We start from the raw sequence: 21,270 nt of genomic DNA, 5'->3' as shown, positions 1-21,270 counted from the left end.
TTCTCAGCCTTTTACCGAGCCAATCAGCATACCCTTTGCAAAGTGTTTTTGTAAAAATGGATATACCGCCAAAATCGGCAGCGTCGCAATGACAATGACGGCGAGCTTTATACCTTGCTCAGGCGGAACGGCATGTTGCAACGTATCGCCATTGGTCGCCGTTAAATCCGATAAAATCGTGACTTGGCGAAGCACCATTTGCAGCGGCCATTTTGCACTGTCATTGATATATAAGAGAGCGTGGAAGAAATCATTCCAAATCCCGACCGCATAAAACAGCGCAAAGGTCGCGATGACCGGCTTTGACAGCGGCAGGGCGATCCGCCAGAAGACGCCGATTTCGGAACACCCGTCAATTTTTGCCGACTCCTCCAGCTCGCGCGGCAGCTGCTGAAAGAAGTTTTTGATAATAATGAGGTTGAACGGATTAATCGCCATCGGCAGAATCAATGCCCAATACGTATCCAAAAGGCCGAGTGATTTTACGACAAGGTATGTTGGGATCATGCCGCCGGAAAACAGCATCGAGAAAATTACCAGATTCAACAGCAGGTTCCGTCCCTTCACATGCCGCTTCGCAAGCGGATATGCCATCGTGAAGGTGAAAAACAGCTGCACAGCCGTCCCGACCACGGTGATGAAGATGGACACGCCCATGCTTCGAATGAACGTCGGTGTCGAAAACACATACTTGTAAGCATCGAGTGTAAAGGTTTTCGGAAAAATAAAGAAGCTCCGCTGGGCAAGTTCCGCTTCTGTCGCAAAGGAACCAGCGATAATATACAAAAACGGCAAAATGGTAATCGCGCCGACACCGCCGAGAAACAGAATGTTGCAGACGTCAAACACCCGTCCGGCTTTGGTGTTATGCATCGTGTGAATTTCAGCCATACCTCTCCCTCCTCTAAAACAATCCTTCCTGGTCAAACTTTTTCGCAATGTAATTGGCGCCGAAAATCAAGATGATTCCGACAAGCGATTTAAACAACCCCACCGCCGTGCTGTAGCTGTACGCGCCTTGGGTAATCCCCATCATGTACACGTACGTGTCAAAAATATCAGCCACGCTGCGGTTGAGCGAGTTCGTCATCAAATACACCTGTTCAAAGCCGAGATTCAAAAAGCTGCCGATTCTTAAAATCAACAAAACAATAATGGTGCTTCTGATTGCCGGCAGCGTAATATGCCACATTCTCCTGAACCGGCCCGCTCCGTCCATGATGGCGGCTTCATACTGCTCTTGGTCAACAGTTGCCAGCGCGGCCAAAAATAAAATCGTCCCCCAGCCTGTCTCCTTCCAAATGCTTTGCATCACAATCATCGGGCGGAACCAGTCTGCATCAGACAAGAAAGAAATCTGCTCACCTGTCAGGCTCATAATCATTTTGTTGATCACACCTGTATCGACAGTAAAGAAAACGAAGGTGATGCTGACCACAATTGTCCAGGATACAAAATGGGGGACGTAAATAAAGGTTTGGATACATCTTTTATACACGGCCTTTCTCACCTCATTCAAAAGCAAGGCCAAAATGAGCGGCGCGGGAAAGGCAAACAGAAGATCCAAGCTCGCCAGCATGAGGGTGTTGCGCAGCAGCCGGAAAAAATCCGGATTCATAAAAAAGTCTTTGAAGTAATCAAAGCCGACCCATTCGCTTTTCCAGAAGCCGAGATATGGCGAATAGTCTTTAAATGCGATCAGGACGCCCCACATCGGCAAGTATTTAAAAATCAAAAAATAAAGCAGACCGGGAATAAGAAGAAGATAAAGCCATTTGTCCCGTTTGAGCGCAGCCATCCAACTGATGTCTTTTCCAGCAGTGAGAACAGGTGAATCTCCCTTCTTCGTCACTGTTTCCATATCTGTTCTCCTTTCGTGGTACCGGCGCGCCCGCCGAGCGGCAGGCGCATCGGTTTATTTTGACGATTGATACAATTTGTTCAAGTCCTTCATCAGGTCATTGCCGCCGCTTTTTTTCCAAAGCTCCACCGCATCCTCGAACCCGTTTTCATCAATTTCTCCAATGATAAATCGTGTTCTCGCGTCGAGAATGATGTTGTCAAGCTGGGCTCCTTTTTGGGTATAGACATCAGATACAAGCGACTCAGCCGGGTTAAAGACGGCTATTTTTTCTCCTTCAGTTATGATGTCTTTGCGATGTTGAAAGAGCTTTGTTTTCTGGTCTTCGATGTAATACTCGCTTTTCGGGATCGACATGCTGAACTGCGCCAAGCCTTCGTGCTCATACAGGAGGGATTTGTTGTTTTTTTCAAGTGAGGTGAATACGCCGTCCTTGAGCTCGTAATTGCGCCCCTCCACTCCGTTGTTCGTGAGAATCTGCGCTTCCTTATCATTCATTTTATCGAGGAAGGACAGCACCTCTTTCAGCTCTTTTTCGGTTTTGACGCTTGATTTTGGTATCGCGATCATGCCTGAATAACCGGATGTCGGGAAGGTGCGCTTGCCATTCGGCCCCTCAAGCGAGCCGACAATATCAATGATATCCTTGTTCGATTCATCCGCCTCCTCCATCGCGCTTTGGATCTGAGACGCTCTGGAGCCTGTATCAACGATGACACCCGCTTTTCCTTTCACAACCGGATCATTCCACTTTGCTGAATCCATGACCGCAAAATCCTTATTGATCAAACCCTCATCATAGAGCTTTTTAAAAAACTTGAGCGCCTCCATGTATTCCTTCGTTGTAAAATCAGGAATCAGCTTTCCGTTTTCAACACCGTAGCGGTTCGGGGCGCCGAACCAGATTTGCAGAACATCCCACGGGCTTCCGTTGCCGAGCCCCATCCATTTCGGCACGACCATGCCGTACGTGTCATCCTTGCCGTTCCCGTCAGGATCTTTTTCCTTAAAAGCTTTCAGCACTTCATAGAAATCATCAAGCGTTTCCGGCATATCCAGACCGACATTTTTCAGCCAGTCGGTTCTGATGATCATACACGCCCTGATCAGGTCCCTCGTTCTGTAGACTCCGTACACCTCGCCGTTCACCGAGCTGTTCTTCAAAATCTTTTCATCTGCCTGACTTAAATTCTTGTAGTCTTTTAAATAAGGGGACAGCTCCCAAAATGCCCCTGCTTTGACAGACTTGATAAAGCCGGCTGACTTATCTTTAATGACAATCGCATGAGGCATCTCTCCTGAAGCCATGACGATGTTGAATTTGTCGTTGTAGGATGAATCAGGCACCCATGTGACCTTAATCTCTTTGCCTGTGTACTTTTCAAGCGCTTTTAATGAAGGGCTCTTTTCACTCGGGCTTTCCGGCGATAAGAGCGGCGCCATAATGTTAATCGTGTCTTTCGAACCGCCCGCTGAACTGGATGTTTCCGAATTGCTGCATCCGGCGATCATCATGGCAGCAAGCGGCAAGGCCAGCCATTTTTTTCGCATTTTTATTTTCATGATGCGTAAGTCCCCCTTTTTTTCACTTTGCATTTCCCCTTTGCCCCTCTCAATATAAAGCGCTTACATAAATTCTTGCAATCTTCATTTTTTGCTTCATTTCTCCTATGAAATTCCGGCTGTTATCCTTTTTTGCCCAATGTTTCTTTTTTTGCCGGAAGAGAATCTCCGATCAGTTCCAGTGCTGCTATGACGTTTAAACACCATTGGGAGACGGTGTTTGTTGTCACCCACGAGAGTTCCTCCAGCTGCGTCCATGTCTCGATGCGCTCGGGTTTGATCGGAAGCGGCGTATGGCTGAGCTTATCATCGAGCAAAAGATTCCACGCTTTGGCGGCGAGATGAGGATCTTGTTTTTTTCTCGCGGCGTAGGCTGTCATACCGGCGGCGAACATCGGCCAGTGAAAATGCCCGTCATGAAGCGCGCCTCCGCTTTTTTTGCGTTTTTCCTCATCACTGAGGGTGTAAAATTCGCCGAATTCACTCAGCATATCCTCCCATTCCCGGTCATCAAGAAGCTCAGCCATCTCCATCCACACTTGCGGCGCGCCGAAGGCAATGATCATATGATATCCGCCCGCAATGCCGTCTCCCATGTGATGAAGCATCGAAGTCGCCGGATCATATTCAAATGTCGGGCCGGATAATAAGCGGAGCGGCAGTTGCTTTAGACAGTTGATGCCCGTTTTGATTTTTTTGAGATATTCCGGATTTTCGGTACGCTCCCATTCCGCCAGCCAGTTTGAGCAAAACGCCGCCCAGTCCGGTCCCGTTCTCACGTGAGTCGGGTGCTTGCCTTTCTCGTAAAAAGCGCGCATCGGATCGGTTTTGACAAGGGCATAATCGGCATCCTTCACTTCTGTCAAAAGATCTCCCGTCCGTTCATCACCCGTCAGATAATAATAGAATTTATAAAGTCCGGCCATGCTGATTCTCGCTTCCTTGCAGCCGCATCCCCAGTGCACAACGTTATGCCGTGAGCCAAGCCCGGCGTATTCACCGAGATGAAAGCTGTCCGTTTCACTCGTGTGGCGGGTCATGGCTTCTGCCATTCGGAAGATATCCTCTCTGCCTGAGCGGAAAAACGCCTGCCACAGCCATAGGGTCGGAACGAGCTCATTGTTTTGCCAGGCGTATCCGCCGAGATCATATCGCCATATGTGCCGGATTGGATCATACGTATGCATGACATCGCCATAATGCCAAAATCCGTACCATTTGCGCTGCTCTACTTCCTTTTTATAAAACAGAAAGGCGGCGTCAAGCTGTTCCTCCAGCTCTTTTTTGAGCGGATGGGATGTGTCAATGATGCTCCAAACCCCGAGCGCTTTTGATTCGTAATAGACGTTCGGCTCGCATACCAAGAGCGGCGGCGCCTGCCATTTGTCAGCGAGCGCATTGAGGACATCACCAGACGGCATGTGCGAAAAGCACGCCAGGCTGATTTCATTTGTGTTCGCAATGCCGGTCGGATCAGAGCGCAGTTCATCAAAGCCTTCATACGCGCTGGCCACATGGGTATTTCCTGTATAATGCCGCAAATCCATCGCTTCTCCATCCGGGGGCCAAAGCCAGACGGTCATTTTGGGACGGCTGCCGGCAAGACCTGTGATTTCCAGTGCTGACGGATATTTCTCAAAGAAATACCGCAGGCCGAGAGCCACACCGCCATTTTCGCCGCCCGCATAGCAAAGCCCCTTCGCCCGGCTGCCATGCAGCATGCCGACCCACGCATAATCTTTTCCGGTCCGTTTTGACAGGCTGTAATGATCGCTTGAATCCTGAACAAGCTTCACATCGTCCCAAACCGCATTCTGTGTTCCGTGCGCAAACCATTCCTTATGCTCTTCATCTGGTGACAGCGTTTCGCCATTGATTTGTTTTTCATAAAGCGGATACCGTTCATTGAATTTACGTGTGCCAAACAGCTGGGCGGGTTCTTTGTACATCCCCTTCTCTCCCGCAAAACGAAAATGGCGGTTGTACGGCTCTCCCTCCAAAAAAAGATCAAATTCGATGCCGATCCCCTTAATGAATTCTTGTTTACCGCTCCTGTCAATCAGCTGCGTGTGCACAAGGCCGATCTCAGACATCCCGGCATAAAACGTCAAACGGATGACAAACGGCAGCCATTCTTCATTCGTTTTATGGAGCACATGAACTCCCTCGATTTTGACCACTGCTTTGACAGGACCGCTTTGCTCAATCGCCGCCTGTTTGATAAGGCTGACAGACGTTTCTTGAAAAAGAACCATTTCCGCCGCTGACTCCTTTCTCGTTTCTCTTATGGCAACGAGCCTCCCGCCTGCGGCGATCGGCTTTCCGTTGATCTGCAGCGATTGAATGAAATCAGAGCCTGTTTTATGAATGGTACAGACGAGCGTTCCTGTATCCACTTGGATGTCATGCACTGACTCGTGAATGCTGATCGATTTTGTCGGCTGCGGTGCATCTCCTTTTTGTACTGTAAAGCTTTGGTTCTCCTGACCGCCAAACACCGCCGCATGCTTCGTCCACTTGATGCTCCCGTCAGGCCAATAGGCCGACGGTTCGCTTTGCACATATCGCATTTCCGCGTTTTCATTCAGAAGCGCGAGACGGCCACCCTTTTTTAATTCTCCTTTTTTCCATGACACGCCCCACGTCACACCGCTTGTCACCTTTGGCTGTTCTGATAACCATTTGATCCTTTTCATCGGTCCTCCCCTTCCATAGAAAAAAGCTGATTCGATGCAAAGAATCAGCTGTGATTGTCAAACTGAATTACACGGTATTCATGCGGTCCGACCGCCAGCCTCCCCGCCTTTTCCAAACGTTTTTTCAACAGATCCGTTCCCGCTTCCGGCAGTGTCACGCTTCCGCCTTTTCCATCCATATTCACGATGATCCACACAAGGCCGTTATCGCCTTTGCGCGGGGCAACGATCGTGCCGGGTGTCACATCCGAGCGGACAGAAATGGCTGCCTCAGCGGCGTAATGCCTGACAAGCGCCTCCAGCATCGCATCCCCGTCTTTCCCGGTTGGAAGCGAGCCCAGCATGACGATTTTCCCCTCGCCGTAATTTCGTTCCGTCAAAAAAGCGTGGCCCGCTCCCGGTCCCGATTCAACCGTGCCAAGGGTGTTTCCGCTCTCTGTGTCAAACACCGCGCTCCACAGTCCGAGCGGCGCCGTGATGCCAAACGCTTTTCCTGTATTCACGTTCTCGTTCATCGGAAAGGTGAACAGCGTTTTGATCCCTGACGTTTTCTCAAGTTCGCCAAGTCCGCAATCGGTATGAATCGTATGCTCGCATGTGCGCCCTCCTGTCAGCGGCCCGGCGATCCAGATGCCGCCGGCTTCAGTGAATGCCGAAGCCTTTTGGATAAATTCAGAAGACAAATGCGGCACAAATGGCGTAAACAGCAAACGATAGCCGTCCAGCGGAGCGCCTTCCGGAATGAGGTCACGGTGAATCCCCGTATTGAGAAGGCGTTCATAAAAATGCGTCACAAGCGAACGGTGCCGGAGTCCCCGGTGAGGCTCAGTTTTGATAAATGCTTTTGCTCTATCAGAATACGTCATCGCCGCCTCGGCTTGAACGGGTTCAGTCGATAGAATAATCGGTTCGATTTCCTTTCTTGCCCGCTCAACCGCCAGCACATTTGGGTAGCCGATGGTGGGCTCGCCCCAGGCACTGAGAACCGAACCGTGGGAAATCTCGCTGCCTGAACGCTGCTGCCTCCACAGCCAGTAGCAAAACCCCTGGCTTCCTAAGGCGTAGGACGATACGGCTTCGGCCTGCAAATACCCGTCGGCGTGCGGGTAAGCGGAGCTTTCAAGCGAGGCGGCATACGACGGACTCGTTTCCAAAATCCAAAATGGGCGCCCCTGTTTCAGATTTCTCCATAAATCACAGTTCAATAAAAAGGCAGAGGCGTTTTCCTGCGAAGCGTACGTATCATAGGAGGCAAAATCGAGATTCTGAAACATTCGCTCATTGTCCACGCTGAACATGACTGATCCGTTATGAGTGATCGGCGCATCCGAATAGCAGCGGATGATTTTGGCCTGTTCATCCGCAAACGAAGCGATCATCTCCATCGAAAACAGCTGATACATGGTCCTTAAAGAGGCGTGATGCAGAAACGGGGCCGGCCCCGGCTGCGGCACTTGCTCAAACGTCTGATAGGTTTCGCTCCACACATCGGTTCCCCATGCCTCGTTTAACCGCTCAATCACTCCGTAGCGGTTTCTGAGCCAGTCATGCCATAAGCGCAAGCACGTCTCACACATGCATTCTGCAACATGGCATTTAAACTCATTGTCTAGCTGCCAGCCGATCAGCCCCGGGAGCCGGCCAAGCTCCTTGGCGATGGCTGTCGTGATGATGGCGGCTCTTTTTTGGAAGTATGGGTTGTTCGTACAGGCGTGCTGACGGGAGCCATGCCCCATGATCTCTCTTTTTTCATTGACATGCATGCGTTCGGGCCGGCCGTGTGACAGCCAAATCGGCGGGGTAGGCGTCGGCGTGCACATGATCGTCTCGATGCCGCTATCATACAGCCGGGTGATGATTTCTTTGAAAAAAACGATGTCAATTTTTCCTTCTTCAGGTTCCATGACAGACCAGGCAAATTCGCCGATCCGCACAACATTCACGCCAACTTCACGCATGATGTCAATGTCCTGCTGAATCGTCTCTTCATCCCATAATTCCGGATAATAGCAAGCGCCATGATATAGTTTTCTTCTCACATCCTTCACCCTTCTTTGATGATCGATTCTGTCAATGGCAGGCCGAGCTCCTTTATGCCTCTTGCCACAAGTTTCGCCATTTCATTTGCGCCTTTTTTTGTAAAATGCGTGTAATCGTTAATCCCTTCTGACACCATAAAATAGGTGTACACCTTTTCCTCGCCCTTCTCTGTAAAGAAAGAAAGGCTTTTCTCCATCAGATCTATGAGCTGGACATTCTCCTCAGCAGCCGTTTGCTTCATGGCAATGCAATAATCAGGAAAATCGTTCAAAAACACGCCGTTTTCGTAGTGAAATCGCGCTACGGGGGTAATGAGAAGCGGATGGGCGCCTTTTTCCCGCGCGCCGGTGATGTACTGTTTTAAATATTGTTTATAGGTAGTATAGGGCTCGGTGTAGCGCTCCGGCTTATTTTTCGATGCGTCATTATGGCCCATCTGCACAAACAGCCAATCATCCGGCTCGATCACATCAAGAATCGCCTGAAGCCTGCCCTCTTCCACAAATGTTTTCGAGCTTCTTCCCCCGATCGCTCTATTGATTACTTGAATATGCTCCGGCAGATGCGAGCCGAGAAACTGCCCCCAGCCCCCTTGATTTGTGCTGTCTCCATACGTTTGAACAGTCGAATCGCCGGCGAGATAAATATGATTTGCCATTTTTTCATTCCTCCTCGTTTTTTATACGGCTGCTTCTTATCCCTTAGTCCTCCTACAGCGGTGCCTCAGCTTTGCTGCCCGCTATATACAGGGCAGGCCTTGGCGGTCTTTCCATCCCTGTACCGAGGTAAAAGCTCGTGTGCGGCGGCTGGTTATAGGCGGTGTTCTGCCAAGCGATGCCAAGCCTGTAAACCGGATCGTGCATCAGCGTGTAAAAACGGTGGCGGGTGAGATGTGTCGTTGTATAGATACGGAGTGCGCTGCTGTCTTCCGTTCTCCATATCACTTCTTCCCGCCAGTCCCCGAACAGGTTGGCCTGAAGAACAGGATTTCCTTTCGTGCCGTTGTTGGACAGCACGCCGGCCGGCTGAAATATCGTCTTCAGACAGCCGTTTTCAGCATCCCATTTTTCAATCTTTGGCCTGCCAATCGTTCCGTCCCAGTTATGATCAAGCAGTTCTCTGACCAAATCACCGTCCCACCAGATGGCGAAATTGGCTGAAGCGGGCGCTTTGTCGCTGATTTTTTCTCCTTTGCTCGTAAAAAGCCCATACGACATGCCATCATTGCCAGGCGGATCAATTCCCCAGACGAGCGACCCATTGTAGCTTGGATCAATATGAGCCGCCATGCCCCGGCCCACATCAGTTCCAGCATGGACGCCCCATAATATCTCACCGGTTCCGGCATCTCGGAGTGACAGTCCGTACGGCTTCGCGGCGTCCTCATGCACTTGGAACACTTCAAGCCCTTTTCGTGACGGGTCCAGATCCCCTACATGCATCGCGTCTCCGTGTCCGAGCCCCGTTGAGTACAGGCCGGTTCCGTCATGATCGACCGCCATTGCGCCATAGATGATTTCATCCTTTCCGTCTCCGTCCACATCTGCCACGCTCAAGCTGTGGTTCCCCTGTCCTGCGTACGCTTCATGTCCCGGCTGGTTGGAGTCAAATACCCAACGTTTTTTGAGCCTTCCGTTTCTGAAATCGTATGCCACGAGCACGGCTCTCGTATAGTAGCCGCGCGCCATTACGAGGCTCGGCCGCTCCCCATCCAAGTAAGCGATTCCAGCGAGAAAACGGTCCATCCGGTTTCCATAGCCGTCTCCCCAATCCTCCAGCTTGCCGCGGGGCGGTTCATATTCCACGGTCGTGAGCGCCTCACCGGTTTCTCCTTTAAACACGGTCAAATATTCCGGACCGGACAGGATTCTGCCCTGTTCGTTCCTAAAATCGGCATGCTCATCACCGATGATATGTCCTTTCCCGTCTGTTGTGCCGTCAGCTGTTTTCATGGCGATTTCTGCTTTTCCGTCACCGTCCAGGTCATACACCATAAATTGTGTATAATGAGCGCCCGCTCTGATGTTTCTGCCGAGGTTGATGCGCCACAAAAAGGTGCCGTCCAGTTTATAGGCATCTATGAGCACCTCCCCGGTATAACCGTCATGAGCGTTGTCTTTTGAATTGGACGGATCCCACTTCAGGATTATTTCATATTCTCCATCCCCATCTACATCTCCGACACTGGCATCATTGGCGCTGTAAGTGTACGGCTTTCCGTCCGGCGTCACACCGCCTTCCGGTTTGGCAAGCGGAACCTCCAGGACATTTTCCTGCCAAACACGAGCTTCCTTGGAAAGCTTTTCTTCCCGGCCTTTATTGACAGCCGCCACTTGATAAACTGAGTCTGCCATTCCGTTTTGATCAAGAAAATTAGTGCTGTCAGCGATCGGATCGCGGGTGATTCGCTTTCCATCTCGATAAAGGTGAAAAACCGTCGTCTCATGATCCGTTCCGAGAAAACGCCAGCTGACAAACACGCCCTGTTCTGTCTGTACCGCAATCAAACCTCTGGTCAAGTATTCCATTTGCCTCTTTTTTGGTTTCATTTGATGGGAACGGGCTGCGCGCAGCCCGTTCCTTCCCCCTTTCAGTTAAGGCGTATACATATTTGGTTTTGGCTGTTCCGCCATGCCGTCTCCTAAAAAGAAGCTTGTGTGCGGCGGCTGGTTATAGGCGACATTTTGCCAGGCGATGCCAAGCCGGTACACAGGATCATACATCAGCGTGTACAGCCTGTGCTCAGTCGGAATGGCCGTCGTATAAATGCGGAGCGCGCTGCTGTCCTCCGTTCTCCACACCACTTCCTCACGCCAGTCACCAAGCAGGTCAGCCTGAAGTGACGGCGTTGCTTTTGTGCCGTTGTTAGCCGCTGCGCCTGATGCGGTCAGCACATTTTTCGATACGCCGTTTTGATAATCCCACTTATCAATTCGGTTGCTGTCCAGCTGTTCCCGCAGCAGGTCGCCGTCCCACCATATGCCGAAGTTGGTCGAGGACGGAGCCCCGCTTCCGATTTTGGCCCCTTTCGCTGAGTAAAGGGAACCGTTGGCCCACACTTCCTGCCCCGGATAACGCGGGTCGATATCAGCAGCCATTCCGCGGCCTACGTCCTTGCCGGCATAGATGCCCCAAAGGATTTTTCCGGTTGCCGCATCACGGAAGGATAAGCCGTATTTGGCGTTTTTGTCCTCATGTACCTGAAACACCTCAAGCCCCGGCCGGCTCGGATCAAGATCCCCGGCATGGAGGGCATCCCCATGGCCTAAGCCCGTTGAGTACATGCCTTTGCCGTCATGATCAACAGCCATTGAGCCGAAAATAATCTCATCTTTTCCATCCCCGTCAACGTCCGCAATGCTCAGGTTGTGATTCCCTTGTCCTGCGAACGCTTCATTTCCTGGCTTTGAGGAGTCAAGCGTCCAAAGCTTTGACAGCTTTCCGTCCCTGAAGTTATAAGCGACTAGCATGGTTTTAGCATAATACCCTCTGGTCATGATCAGGCTCGGCCGCTGTCCATCAAGGTAGGCGATGCCGGCGAGAAAACGGTCAACACGGTTGCCGTAGCTGTCTCCCCAATCCGATACATTGCCGCGTGCCGGCTCAAAATTTGTTGTAACAAGTTCTTTCCCGGTTGCTCCCTGGAACACAGTAAGGTATTCCGGCCCTGACAGCACACGCCCCTGTTCATTTCTGTAATCAGCATTGGCATTTCCAATCACTTTTCCAGTGCCGTCTTTTGTCCCGTCCGCCGTTTTCATCGCCACTTCCGCTTTTCCGTCACCATCAAGGTCATACACCATAAACTGGGTGTAGTGCGCGCCCGCTCTGATATTTTTGCCGAGATTGATCCGCCATAGCTTCGTTCCGTTCAGTTTATACGCGTCAATCAGCACGTCACCTGTATAGCCATCCTGCGAGTTGTCTTTTGAGTTAGATGGGTCCCATTTCAGGATTAGCTCGTATTGCCCGTCACCATCCACATCGCCAACACTTGCGTCATTGGCGCTGTAGGTGTAAGCTTCACCTTTTGGTGTCGTGCCGCCAGCCGGTTTATCCAGCGGGACGGAATGATACGGCTGCGCCCATACGGAGGCTTTTTCAGATGCCGCCTGTTCGGTACCGTTAACGACGGCCCGAACCGTATACGTTGAGCCGGCCGATCCGTTTTTATCCACATAGTTCGTGGCTTTGACAGGCGCAGCATTCAGTTTTTGCCCGTCTCTGTACACATTGAACAAAGCAGATGCGTTTTCAGTGCCAAGAAACCGCCAGCTGACAAAAATGCCTCCGTCCGTCTTGACCGCGACAAGCCCCCGGTTCAGCGCTTCCATCTGCCGCGCTGCCCCTTCAGCTTTCACAGGATATACAGAGGCTCCCATCACCAACAAGACCAGCAACGTAACAGTGGTAAACATGCGTTTCCTTCGTGTAATCATCAGACAGCTCCTTCTTATTTTTCTGTAAGCGCTTACCTAAATTGGATTTTATGCGCTGTGTGAGCTGTCTTCAATTTCACTTTTTTGCATCTGCCTATTTCAGCCACTGCACTTTTTTGCGTATGTGTCATTTTTTTGTTACCCGGCTTGGTGATGCTGGGCCTCCGTCTTTTGAAATCCCCTAAGAGCAAAAAACATCATCACAAGCCCAAATAAACATGGGCCGTAAAATGGAATCAGGCCGGGAAGCGTATACAGCAAATAAAGGACAAATCCGCACCCGATCAGCATACAGCTGGTCGTCAGCGGCCTCATGGCGCCAAACAGCAGTGCCTGCGGAATATATTTGCGAAGCGGGAGCTGGTAATGCACATAAAGGGGAAACACATACATCAGCGCAATGATATACAAAAGCCCCGCGAGCAGCGTGCAGCTTGTTACGGCAAAGGACAGCCAATCCGTACTGGCCGAAAAATAATGATAGTTCGTGGACAATATGAGCAAAAGAGCCGAAAACGCCAATCCGATCGCATTAACTTTGAGAAACTCTTTTTTATAGGTATCGAGAAATAACGGAAATACCGGTACATCTTTTTGCCCCATCAGCCATTTTCTTATCACGGCACACATCGCGGCTGTGCTCGGCGCCCAACCGAAAAGAACGCCGCCCAAAAGGGTAAATAACAGCCACAGCCCGTTTAGCCATGCGATTTTCACCACCGCTTCGCAGCCTGCATAGAACGCATCCGTTACGGTCGTCTTCATCTTCTCACCGCTTGATGTACGGCAAAATCTCTGTAAGCGGCTTTCATGGGCGCCATCTGCCGGAACCCGATTTTTCCTTTAGTTAAAACAGGCCCGTATGTGCTGCCGTCGTCCATCCATTCAAGAATGGGCAGATCATTGATTGAAAAGTGCACATAGCCTTTGTCTTTAATGAGCTTCATACGATACGGAGAATCAGCGTCGTCTGGAGAAGGCAGCGGATCGGCTCCCATTGCGGCGAGGTGGAAACCGCGGCTTTTTCTTAAATTGCAGGTGCGAAATGCTCTTTCCTCCGGGTATTTTCTGCGGAAATATGACAGGTGGAGAGTGTTGATGTCCCCTGAATGATACTCGGGGTATTTTCCCGTTCTTTTCTGGAGACTTGGATCAAATAAATCCTCGCCCCCAATCCCTGCAGCGGAAAAAAACAGCATACATAGTCCCGGCTGCTCAATCGGGGAGAAATCCCATGTCACAATGATGCCGTCCGGAAAGGTTTCCGGACACCAAAAGACAAAGTGCGCTTCGTCCTGGACATGTGACAGGTGCATGCTGTGATCATCAAATGAGATCTGTCCGCCACCCTCCATCCGCCAGTTCTTCACATCGCTTTCTGACTGGAGCGAATTACGGTACAGGCACGCGCCTTTCTTATACATGTTCTTTTCCCTCCCGGCTCACAAGATGGTCCTTCAGCGGAAGTCCGAGCTCTTCAATGCCTTCTGCCACAAGCTTCGCAACCTCCATTGCACCTTTTTCCGAAAAATGCGTATTGTCCTCAATGCCGTCCGGATAATTCGGATGTTCATTCTGCTGAAACCAAACGAACAATCGCTTTGACTCCTCAGGACCGTATGCTTCATACAGCACCTTTGTTTTCGCAAGCAGATCAATCACAGGTACATCGAGCTCCTTCGCCAGTGCTTTCATCGCATCGGGATACTCACCGAGCGTATGCTCGATCCGTCCGTTTTCGTCAAAGCGGCGGCGTTGCACCGATGTGACGAAAACAGGATGCGCGCCCTTTTCGCGTGCCGTATCTGCAAACAAGGTAAGAAACTGCTGAAATGTGGAGTACGGCTTCGTCCCCCGCGGTTTTTGGTCATTGTGGCCGAATTGAATCAACAAATAATCCCCTTGTGTCATGTGCTCGGCAATTGCTTGAAGCCTCCCTTCCTCCACAAAAGAATTGGTGCTCGCTCCTCCTTTGGCGTGATTGCGCACCACTACCTCTTCAGAAAACAATTGCCCGAATACCTGCCCCCATCCCGCCATCGGCGCTTCATGAGGCGGGCAGTCACTCACAGTGGAATCCCCGGCCAAAAATACGTGAATCGGTTTCTCCATCACATGTTCTCTCCTTTCACTGCGTTTCCTGATACATTTGCCTGAAGACACCCGGCGGCATGCCGACCTGTTTTTTAAAAATCCGATTGAAGTAATTGTGGCGGTAGCCGACTTCTTCTGACACATCATGAATTTTTTTATTCGTATTGACCAGCAGTTCTTTCGCCTTTTCGATTCTGATCTGGGTCACATAATCGATAAAGTTAATGCCGGTCACTTGCTTAAATGCCTTGCTTAACGTATATGAATTCATGCCAAACGCATCGGCACAGCTTTCCAGAGAAATATCCGCCATATACTGATCGTGAATCATCGTTATCACACGTTCTACCAGCTGCTTTTGCTGTCTGTTTTTTCTGCCTTCAAGCTTGGAAAGGTAAGGCGTCACCACAATATCCATCAGCCAGGCCGCCGCTTCATTAGGTTCGCGCAATTCTGATATATCAAGAAGCAGATTCCGATGCTGAAACAGTTCGCTGGGATTAAGACCGGAATGCAAAATATCCTCCTGAATGCGTGAGAACAGCTGAATCAGGGCAGAATGCACATGCCTGTCTATGGCCGCCTTTTCCGCCAGTTCCTTCATACAGCTATTTATCAGTTCCTGGGCTTCCTGTTTTCTTTCCAGCCGGATGGCCTGAACAATCTGTTTTTCCAGCTCAAAAGGGTAATAAGGGGCAGACTGCTTATCCTGCGGGAAGTCGGCCTGCAAATCAATGACCTGATCCCGATTGGCAAACTGCCTGCGGGATTTGCCGCTTTTCACATCCTGAAATAAAGAAGGGATTTCCGTGACACGTTCCGTCCTGCTGCTCAATGTCGAGGTCAGGCATAGTCCGGTTACATCCCCAAATTGGCGTGCCAGCTCCGTTATATACATTTTGAGATCAGAGCTGTTTGTTGTCACCACAAGCACGGTGACAGAAAGCCGGCCGATATCAAGTATGGAGAGCTGAAAAACGCGTTTAGCCGCCAATTCCTCAGCGATATTAGTCAGTGTAAACACAGCGAGCTGTTCATCATCACAACAGAAGATGCTTTTTTCACAGCGGAGCCCTGTCAATTGAAGGTCCAGCACATGAAACTCGTTTTCGCCGATGTTCCAGCCGGCCTCCTCCATCCGAGATCTGAGACTTTCCTCGTTGTCGTAGTAAAAATCACCCTGCAAGAGATGCTGCAAAAAACTCTTTTTCATATGGGGCGTCTGCCGCAGGAGCTGCTCTTGGAGCTTCCGGCTTTCAAGGGATAGATCCTGCCATCTCTTTTCAATCCACTTGAATTCATCCTGCCCGGATGCCTGCCATACTTTCTTCTCTCCACCGGTAAACAAGCCAAGCAAATGCTGGATGGGACGATAGATTTTTTTTGATGCATACCATGTCATGCATACCGCCAAACCGATGCAAATGACAAGCATCACAATGATTACTTTGGATAAAAACACCATCGGCGCTGTAATGGCAGAAAGAGGCGCCGCTGACACAAAGGTCCATTGCTGATGCATTCGGTTCATTTCTCCAAAGGAAACGGAATACACCTTGCCGTCCCATTCCATCTGAAAATGGCCTTTCTCATTCGGCTGTTTTTTTACCTCATGAAGCAAAGTCTTTTCAAAATCTTTTTCCCCCTCATGAAAGAGCACCTCTTGATTTTGATCCAAAAGCAGCGCACTGCCATCAGGATAAGGGGACAAGCTTTGCAGGATCGATGCCATTTCTTTCAGATCAACCGCCAGCATGATCGCGCCAAACGGTTTCTCCGCCGCGCCCGGAATGAGCTGAATCAGCATCGCTTGATTTCCCGACCGCTTCCAATAAATGCTTTGGTCTGAGGCAAGCAGCGAGCGATATTTGCGAAGCGCCCCCTGTTCTGTCAAAGCGCTGTATTCGGGACTCAGCACAAGAGGCCGGGGGCTGTTCAGAAAGATGGTAGCCCGCTCGATCAGCGGCTGCTGGTCCCGCAAAAGAAACAGCTTTTTCGTTAATTGATAGGAAAACGTAAAGTCTTTCTCCAAATCCCTCTCGGCCAATCCGTTCATCAGCGAAGAATCGTAGGCCATCTGGGTGAGAGCCAGCTCAAGCACGCCCAGCTTCTCATCCATTCGGCTGACCTCACGCGCCACCTGTGCTTCATGCGATCTCTGCAGCTCTTTCTCCACCTTGTCGATCGAAAGAAAATAGATTGCGCCGCCAGTCAGTAATCCGGGAATACAGGCAATCAGCAAAATGAAGAAAAAGTTTCTTTTGAAATACGTTCCCTTCCAGCGAGAAACCCGTTCCTTCTGTTGAGGCTGTTTTTTCATCCCTTTCCCCCCGCCGCTGGTCTTTACTGATACACGCGTTTTTTCGTTCTCAACACATCAGCAAGAAACGTCAGCGCAAGCCCCTGTCCCCATCCTTGTATTCGTTTGTAAGGCACCTGTTTGTATCCTTCGGCATTTTTCATGACGGCTGTCCCGGCCGATACCTTGCTGACCCGTCCGTCCTCTTCCACCGCATCCAAAATGGCGGCAAGCGATTTCTGCACATATTTTGTATAGAGCTTTCCGCTCGACAGCAGAGCAGAGGCAATACCGGCCGATGCCGAAACCTCCAGATAAGAATCCGGATCATCCAAAATCGTATGCCACAGCCCTGATTCATCCTGAAGCCGGACAAGCGCGCTCAGCTGGTCTCTGAGCGATCCGTCAATGATCATAAAGGAAGGATGCGTCACCTCAATGAGCGGGAGCGCCTTTGCCATTGTGAGTGCCGCCCAGCCGTTCGCCCTGCCCCAATAAATCCCCGACAGATGATTTTGCGCTTTGTTGTCCCAGGCGTGGTAGTACAAATTCGTGACAGGGTCCTGAAGCACGTCCTCATGTCCGTGAAACTGGCGCAGACCATCTTCAAAATAATCCTCACGCTCCATCACGCGCCCGATTCTCAGCATAAACAGCCCCGCCATCATCAGCGTATCTGCCCATGCCTGCTCAGGAAATACATATTCAGCCGCATTCACCGTATGCTGAAGGATGCCCTCGCCAAAGCGCGGGGCCTTATGCAGCACATATTCCGCCATCTCGCCCGCTGTTTCCAAATACACGTCATCACCCGTCACCTTGTGGAGGAACAAAAGTGTATGCCCGATAGAAACGCCATTGATCGAAAGCGGCGGCAGCCCATCCTCCAGCTGTTCATCCACCCACGTTTTTAGCAGATTGATATATTCCTCGTTTTCCGTCGCCTCGTAGGCCTCCGCCACGCCGTAAAACGCGACGCCGCCCGGCCAATCCCACGCAAAATCCATCTGAAATGTCCGTTTCACGATCCGATCAATGACGGACGCCACCTTTTCTTCATCAAAGATAAGCTGTGCCATCTGCAACGCTCCTTTTTATTTTAATCCGGTCGTACTGATGCCCTGAACGATATATTTCTGAAACAAAAAGAATACAAGAATCACAGGCAATAATGAAACGGCCGACATGGCAAACATCGCGCCCCAGTTCGAAGCCGATTCCGTATCGAGAAAAAGCTTCAGCGCAAGTGAAACAGGGTAAAGCTCCGGTTTATTCAAATACAAAAGCGGCTGAATCAGCTCCTCCCACTTCCAATAGAAGGAGAAAATCGCAGACGTCGCGAGCGCTGGGGCAATCAGCGGGAGAATGATCCGCCAAAAGCAGGCAAAGCGCCCGCACCCGTCGATTCGTGCGGCCTCATCCAGCTCCTCGGGAATCGTCCGGATAAACTGGATCATCAGAAAAATAAAAAACGCATGCCCGAAAAATTGCGGAACGACAATCGGTTTAAAGGAATTCAGCCAGTCTAACTTCGCAAACATAATATACTGCGGAATCATCAGCACTTCATGGGGCAGCATTAACGTCCCCATCATGCACGCGAACCAAAACTTTTTACCCTTAAACGGAATACGCGCAAATCCGTAAGCAATGACAGCCGATGACAGGACGGCGCCGATTGTTGACAGCCCCACAATAATCGCCGAGTTTTTAATAAACGTCAGAAACGGCTGCCCCGCTATCCCTTTCCATCCCTCAGCATAGTTACTGAGAATAAAAGGATCGGGAATGAGAGAATGAGAGGTTGTAAAAATACTGGCGCTTTCCTTAAATGAGCTGACAAACAGCCAAATGACCGGATACAGCAATAACACCGCCAGCGATGCCGTAAAAACATGGAACAGTATGCGTTTGGGCCTGACGCGCCCGGTTTTTTTCCTCTCAAAAACCGGGACTTCTCTGACAGGCTGGTTGACCGGCTCCATCCGTCATTCCTCCTTTGACTCGTAATGAACCCAATAGGACGATGTTTTAAACAGTATCAGCGTTATCAGCCCGACAATGATAAGCATGACCCACGCCATCGCCGATGCGTAGCCCATTTGAAAATAGTTAAACGCCCGCTGGAACAAATAGAGCGAATACAGAAGCGTTCCGTCAAGCGGTCCTCCCTCGCCCTTCGATATGATATAGGCAGGTGTAAATGTCATAAATGCTGAAATTGTCTGCATCACAAGGTTAAAGAAGATAATCGGTGTGAGGATCGGAAGCGTGATCTTAAAGAAACGCTGCGCCCGATTCGCCCCGTCCACACTTGCCGCTTCCAAATACGCAGACGGAATGTTTTTCAGCCCGGCCAGAAAAATCAGCATTGATGACCCGAACTGCCAGACGGAAAGCAGAATCAATGTCCACAACGCACTTGTCGGGTCCTGGTACCAAAGAATTTTTTGATCAATCCCGACAAAAAACAGCAGCGCATTGATGACCCCATCATTGCCAAAAATATTGCGCCACATAATCGCCACGGCCACGCTCCCGCCGATGATCGAAGGCAGATAAAAGAGCGTTCTGTAAATGGCCGTTCCTTTTGCTGCATTGTTTAAGATGACAGCGATAAAAAGCGCGAAGCCGAGGCGGAGCGGAACCCCGGCAAGCACATACGTAAACGTCACCTTCAACGACTGCCAATACTTTTCGTCACCCGTAAACATTTCCTTAAAGTTGTCGAGCCCGATCCATTTCGGCGCCGTAAACAAGTCATAGCTTGTGAAGGACAGAAACAGGGACGCCCCCATCGGAATGACCGTAAAGCATAGGAATCCGATGATAAACGGAGAAATAAAAGCATATCCCGCCAGATTGTCTTTTCTCATACTCCGGCTTTGTTTCATTGCGTCAGCCCCATTTCCCGTCAATTATTCCTCTCTAATATCTCATTGGCCTTTTTCCGGAACGTTTTGGCGGCTTTTTCCGGGGATACCTTCTGATACAGAATCTGATCAGACGTGTCCTTCAGCAGCTTGATGACCTCCGCGCTTCCCACAGGCTCCGGCGGATCGGCTTTGCTGATGTTTTTTGATGCGGTTTCCACATACTTCACAATGTTGGCTTCTTCCTCATTCAGTTTCGGTTTAATCGCATCCGCCACCTTGTCGGATACTGGCACTCCCCGCTCGCCTTTGATCAGCATGTTTGCCTCTTTATTGTTCACGAAGAAATTAATAAATTTGGCGGCCTCTTTTTTATGCTCAGAGCTTTTCGGAATGGAAAACAGCATACTCGGCTTCAGTGTCAGCGCCTTTTCTATCATTTGCTCCGGCGGCAGATAGAGAGACAGCGGTGAGTCTGTCAACCGGGCAAAGCCCAAATATTGATTGGAGTAGTTCCATGTAATCGCTGATTTGCCTTTGACGATAAAATCGTCCTCCATCCCTTTAATCTGTGCGCTTTCATCAGGTGTTGGGGACGTTTTCGCTTTCACCAGCCTCAGCTGCCGTTCAAAATAATCGACAAACAGCTGATCATCCTGATACGCGAGGCCAGTGCCGTCTTCTTTATAAAAACGCTCACCCTTCGTGCGCAAATAATAAGGGAAGAAAATATCAGGGGGATGCATTCCGTTGGAGCCGTAGACGCCGGCTTTTTCCTGAAGATCATACGCCAGCTTCTCGTAATCCTCCCACGTCCAGTTTTCCTGATTGATAGACACACCGGCTTTTTTCAGCAAATCTTCATTCGCAATCACAGACAGCACATTGACGCCTAGCGTAAACCCATAGAGCTTATTATCGATTTTTCCGCCCGACAGCATATTCTCGTCGATTGAACTGACATCAATCGTTCCATCCTTTGTATACGGCGTTAAATCTTCCAGCTGGTTCTTCTTTCCGTATTGGGCTAAGTAAGCGGTATCCATTTGGATGACATCAGGAAGCTGGCCGGCGGCAGACATGGGCGCGAGCTTTTTCCAGTAGTCATCCCAGTTCGCAAATTCCGCTTCAATATGGACGTGAGGATTCTTTTTCTCGTAAAGTTCAATTACCTTTGTTGTATAATCATGTCTTGGCTGCCCGCCCCACCATGCGATTCTGAGTGTAACGTCTTCTTTTTTTCCCGAGGCCTCTTCACCCGCTGAACAACCGCTGAAAAAAAAGACGCAGACAAGCGATAACAGCACGTAACAAATCTTCTTCAAACCAATCCCCCCTTTAATGTAAGTGCTTACATTTATTTTAAAGCGTTCAGATGAGGCGAAACACTCAAAAAACAGTGGGG

Annotated in this window: 16 protein-coding genes; all 16 read right to left on the bottom strand. The window is 50.1% G+C overall.

Features of this window, described 5'->3' with window-relative positions:
* Positions 1 to 3 precede the first annotated feature (3 nt).
* Positions 4 to 891 (bottom strand): carbohydrate ABC transporter permease, encoded by an 888-nt coding sequence (locus MY9_RS04165; protein ID WP_014663136.1) that lies wholly within the window; start codon positions 889 to 891, stop codon positions 4 to 6.
* Between the two features lie 13 nt (positions 892 to 904).
* Positions 905 to 1,861, bottom strand: a complete 957-nt coding sequence (locus MY9_RS04160; protein WP_014663135.1) for an ABC transporter permease — start codon at positions 1,859 to 1,861, stop codon at positions 905 to 907.
* Positions 1,862 to 1,915: 54 nt separating this feature from the next.
* Positions 1,916 to 3,424: an extracellular solute-binding protein gene (locus MY9_RS04155; protein ID WP_014663134.1), complete on the bottom strand. Its 1,509-nt coding sequence runs from the start codon at positions 3,422 to 3,424 to the stop codon at positions 1,916 to 1,918.
* 122 nt (positions 3,425 to 3,546) lie between these two features.
* Positions 3,547 to 6,120 carry an exo-rhamnogalacturonan lyase family protein gene (locus tag MY9_RS04150; RefSeq protein ID WP_014663133.1) on the bottom strand — a complete coding sequence of 858 codons (2,574 nt, stop codon included), beginning with the start codon at positions 6,118 to 6,120 and terminating at the stop codon, positions 3,547 to 3,549.
* A gap of 44 nt (positions 6,121 to 6,164) precedes the next feature.
* Positions 6,165 to 8,159, bottom strand: a complete 1,995-nt coding sequence (gene yesZ, locus MY9_RS04145) for a beta-galactosidase YesZ (RefSeq protein ID WP_014663132.1) — start codon at positions 8,157 to 8,159, stop codon at positions 6,165 to 6,167.
* Between the two features lie 5 nt (positions 8,160 to 8,164).
* Positions 8,165 to 8,818, bottom strand: coding sequence for a rhamnogalacturonan acetylesterase (locus MY9_RS04140; RefSeq protein WP_014663131.1), 654 nt, complete (start codon positions 8,816 to 8,818; stop codon positions 8,165 to 8,167).
* Between the two features lie 52 nt (positions 8,819 to 8,870).
* Entirely contained in the window at positions 8,871 to 10,709 is a 1,839-nt protein-coding gene (gene rhgX / locus MY9_RS04135) for a rhamnogalacturonan exolyase (protein WP_014663130.1), read from the bottom strand.
* Between the two features lie 45 nt (positions 10,710 to 10,754).
* Complete coding sequence (rhgW, locus tag MY9_RS04130; protein ID WP_014663129.1) at positions 10,755 to 12,599, bottom strand: rhamnogalacturonan lyase; 1,845 nt, start codon at positions 12,597 to 12,599, stop codon at positions 10,755 to 10,757.
* A gap of 138 nt (positions 12,600 to 12,737) precedes the next feature.
* The gene (locus MY9_RS04125; protein ID WP_014663128.1) at positions 12,738 to 13,364 is read right to left on the bottom strand and encodes a YesL family protein; all 627 of its coding nucleotides are present in this window, start codon (positions 13,362 to 13,364) and stop codon (positions 12,738 to 12,740) included.
* Entirely contained in the window at positions 13,361 to 14,023 is a 663-nt protein-coding gene (locus tag MY9_RS04120; protein ID WP_014663127.1) for a YesU family protein, read from the bottom strand. Before MY9_RS04120 ends, MY9_RS04125 begins: the two co-directional genes overlap by 4 nt.
* Entirely contained in the window at positions 14,016 to 14,714 is a 699-nt protein-coding gene (gene rhgT, locus MY9_RS04115) for a rhamnogalacturonan acetylesterase (protein WP_081483597.1), read from the bottom strand. The genes MY9_RS04120 and rhgT overlap by 8 nt, the downstream gene beginning before the upstream one ends.
* Before the next feature lie 13 nt (positions 14,715 to 14,727).
* Positions 14,728 to 17,013, bottom strand: a complete 2,286-nt coding sequence (gene yesS, locus MY9_RS04110; protein WP_014663125.1) for a transcriptional regulator YesS — start codon at positions 17,011 to 17,013, stop codon at positions 14,728 to 14,730.
* Positions 17,014 to 17,036: 23 nt separating this feature from the next.
* Positions 17,037 to 18,071, bottom strand: coding sequence for a rhamnogalacturonyl hydrolase YesR (gene yesR / locus MY9_RS04105; protein ID WP_014663124.1), 1,035 nt, complete (start codon positions 18,069 to 18,071; stop codon positions 17,037 to 17,039).
* 15 nt (positions 18,072 to 18,086) lie between these two features.
* Entirely contained in the window at positions 18,087 to 18,977 is an 891-nt protein-coding gene (locus MY9_RS04100; protein WP_014663123.1) for a carbohydrate ABC transporter permease, read from the bottom strand.
* A gap of 3 nt (positions 18,978 to 18,980) precedes the next feature.
* The gene (locus tag MY9_RS04095; protein ID WP_014663122.1) at positions 18,981 to 19,910 is read right to left on the bottom strand and encodes a carbohydrate ABC transporter permease; all 930 of its coding nucleotides are present in this window, start codon (positions 19,908 to 19,910) and stop codon (positions 18,981 to 18,983) included.
* Positions 19,907 to 21,190 carry an ABC transporter substrate-binding protein gene (locus MY9_RS04090; protein ID WP_014663121.1) on the bottom strand — a complete coding sequence of 428 codons (1,284 nt, stop codon included), beginning with the start codon at positions 21,188 to 21,190 and terminating at the stop codon, positions 19,907 to 19,909. Before MY9_RS04090 ends, MY9_RS04095 begins: the two co-directional genes overlap by 4 nt.
* Positions 21,191 to 21,270: the final 80 nt, after the last annotated feature.

The sequence above is a fragment of the Bacillus sp. JS genome, assembly GCF_000259365.1.
GTDB lineage: Bacteria > Bacillota > Bacilli > Bacillales > Bacillaceae > Bacillus > Bacillus stercoris.
Note: the sequence above shows the minus strand (reverse complement) of the source record. Positions and strands in the feature narration are given on the sequence as shown.

Bases quoted from the DNA above. Each gene is read 5' to 3' on its own strand.
- MY9_RS04165 (WP_014663136.1), bottom strand. From the start codon at position 891: ATGGCTGAAATTCACACGATGCATAACACCAAAGCCGGACGGGTGTTT.
- MY9_RS04160 (WP_014663135.1), bottom strand. From the start codon at position 1,861: ATGGAAACAGTGACGAAGAAGGGAGATTCACCTGTTCTCACTGCTGGA.
- MY9_RS04155 (WP_014663134.1), bottom strand. From the start codon at position 3,424: ATGAAAATAAAAATGCGAAAAAAATGGCTGGCCTTGCCGCTTGCTGCC.
- MY9_RS04150 (WP_014663133.1), bottom strand. From the start codon at position 6,120: ATGAAAAGGATCAAATGGTTATCAGAACAGCCAAAGGTGACAAGCGGT.
- MY9_RS04140 (WP_014663131.1), bottom strand. From the start codon at position 8,818: ATGGCAAATCATATTTATCTCGCCGGCGATTCGACTGTTCAAACGTAT.
- rhgX (WP_014663130.1), bottom strand. From the start codon at position 10,709: ATGAAACCAAAAAAGAGGCAAATGGAATACTTGACCAGAGGTTTGATT.
- rhgW (WP_014663129.1), bottom strand. From the start codon at position 12,599: ATGATTACACGAAGGAAACGCATGTTTACCACTGTTACGTTGCTGGTC.
- MY9_RS04125 (WP_014663128.1), bottom strand. From the start codon at position 13,364: ATGAAGACGACCGTAACGGATGCGTTCTATGCAGGCTGCGAAGCGGTG.
- MY9_RS04120 (WP_014663127.1), bottom strand. From the start codon at position 14,023: ATGTATAAGAAAGGCGCGTGCCTGTACCGTAATTCGCTCCAGTCAGAA.
- yesS (WP_014663125.1), bottom strand. From the start codon at position 17,013: ATGAAAAAACAGCCTCAACAGAAGGAACGGGTTTCTCGCTGGAAGGGA.
- yesR (WP_014663124.1), bottom strand. From the start codon at position 18,071: ATGGCACAGCTTATCTTTGATGAAGAAAAGGTGGCGTCCGTCATTGAT.
- MY9_RS04100 (WP_014663123.1), bottom strand. From the start codon at position 18,977: ATGGAGCCGGTCAACCAGCCTGTCAGAGAAGTCCCGGTTTTTGAGAGG.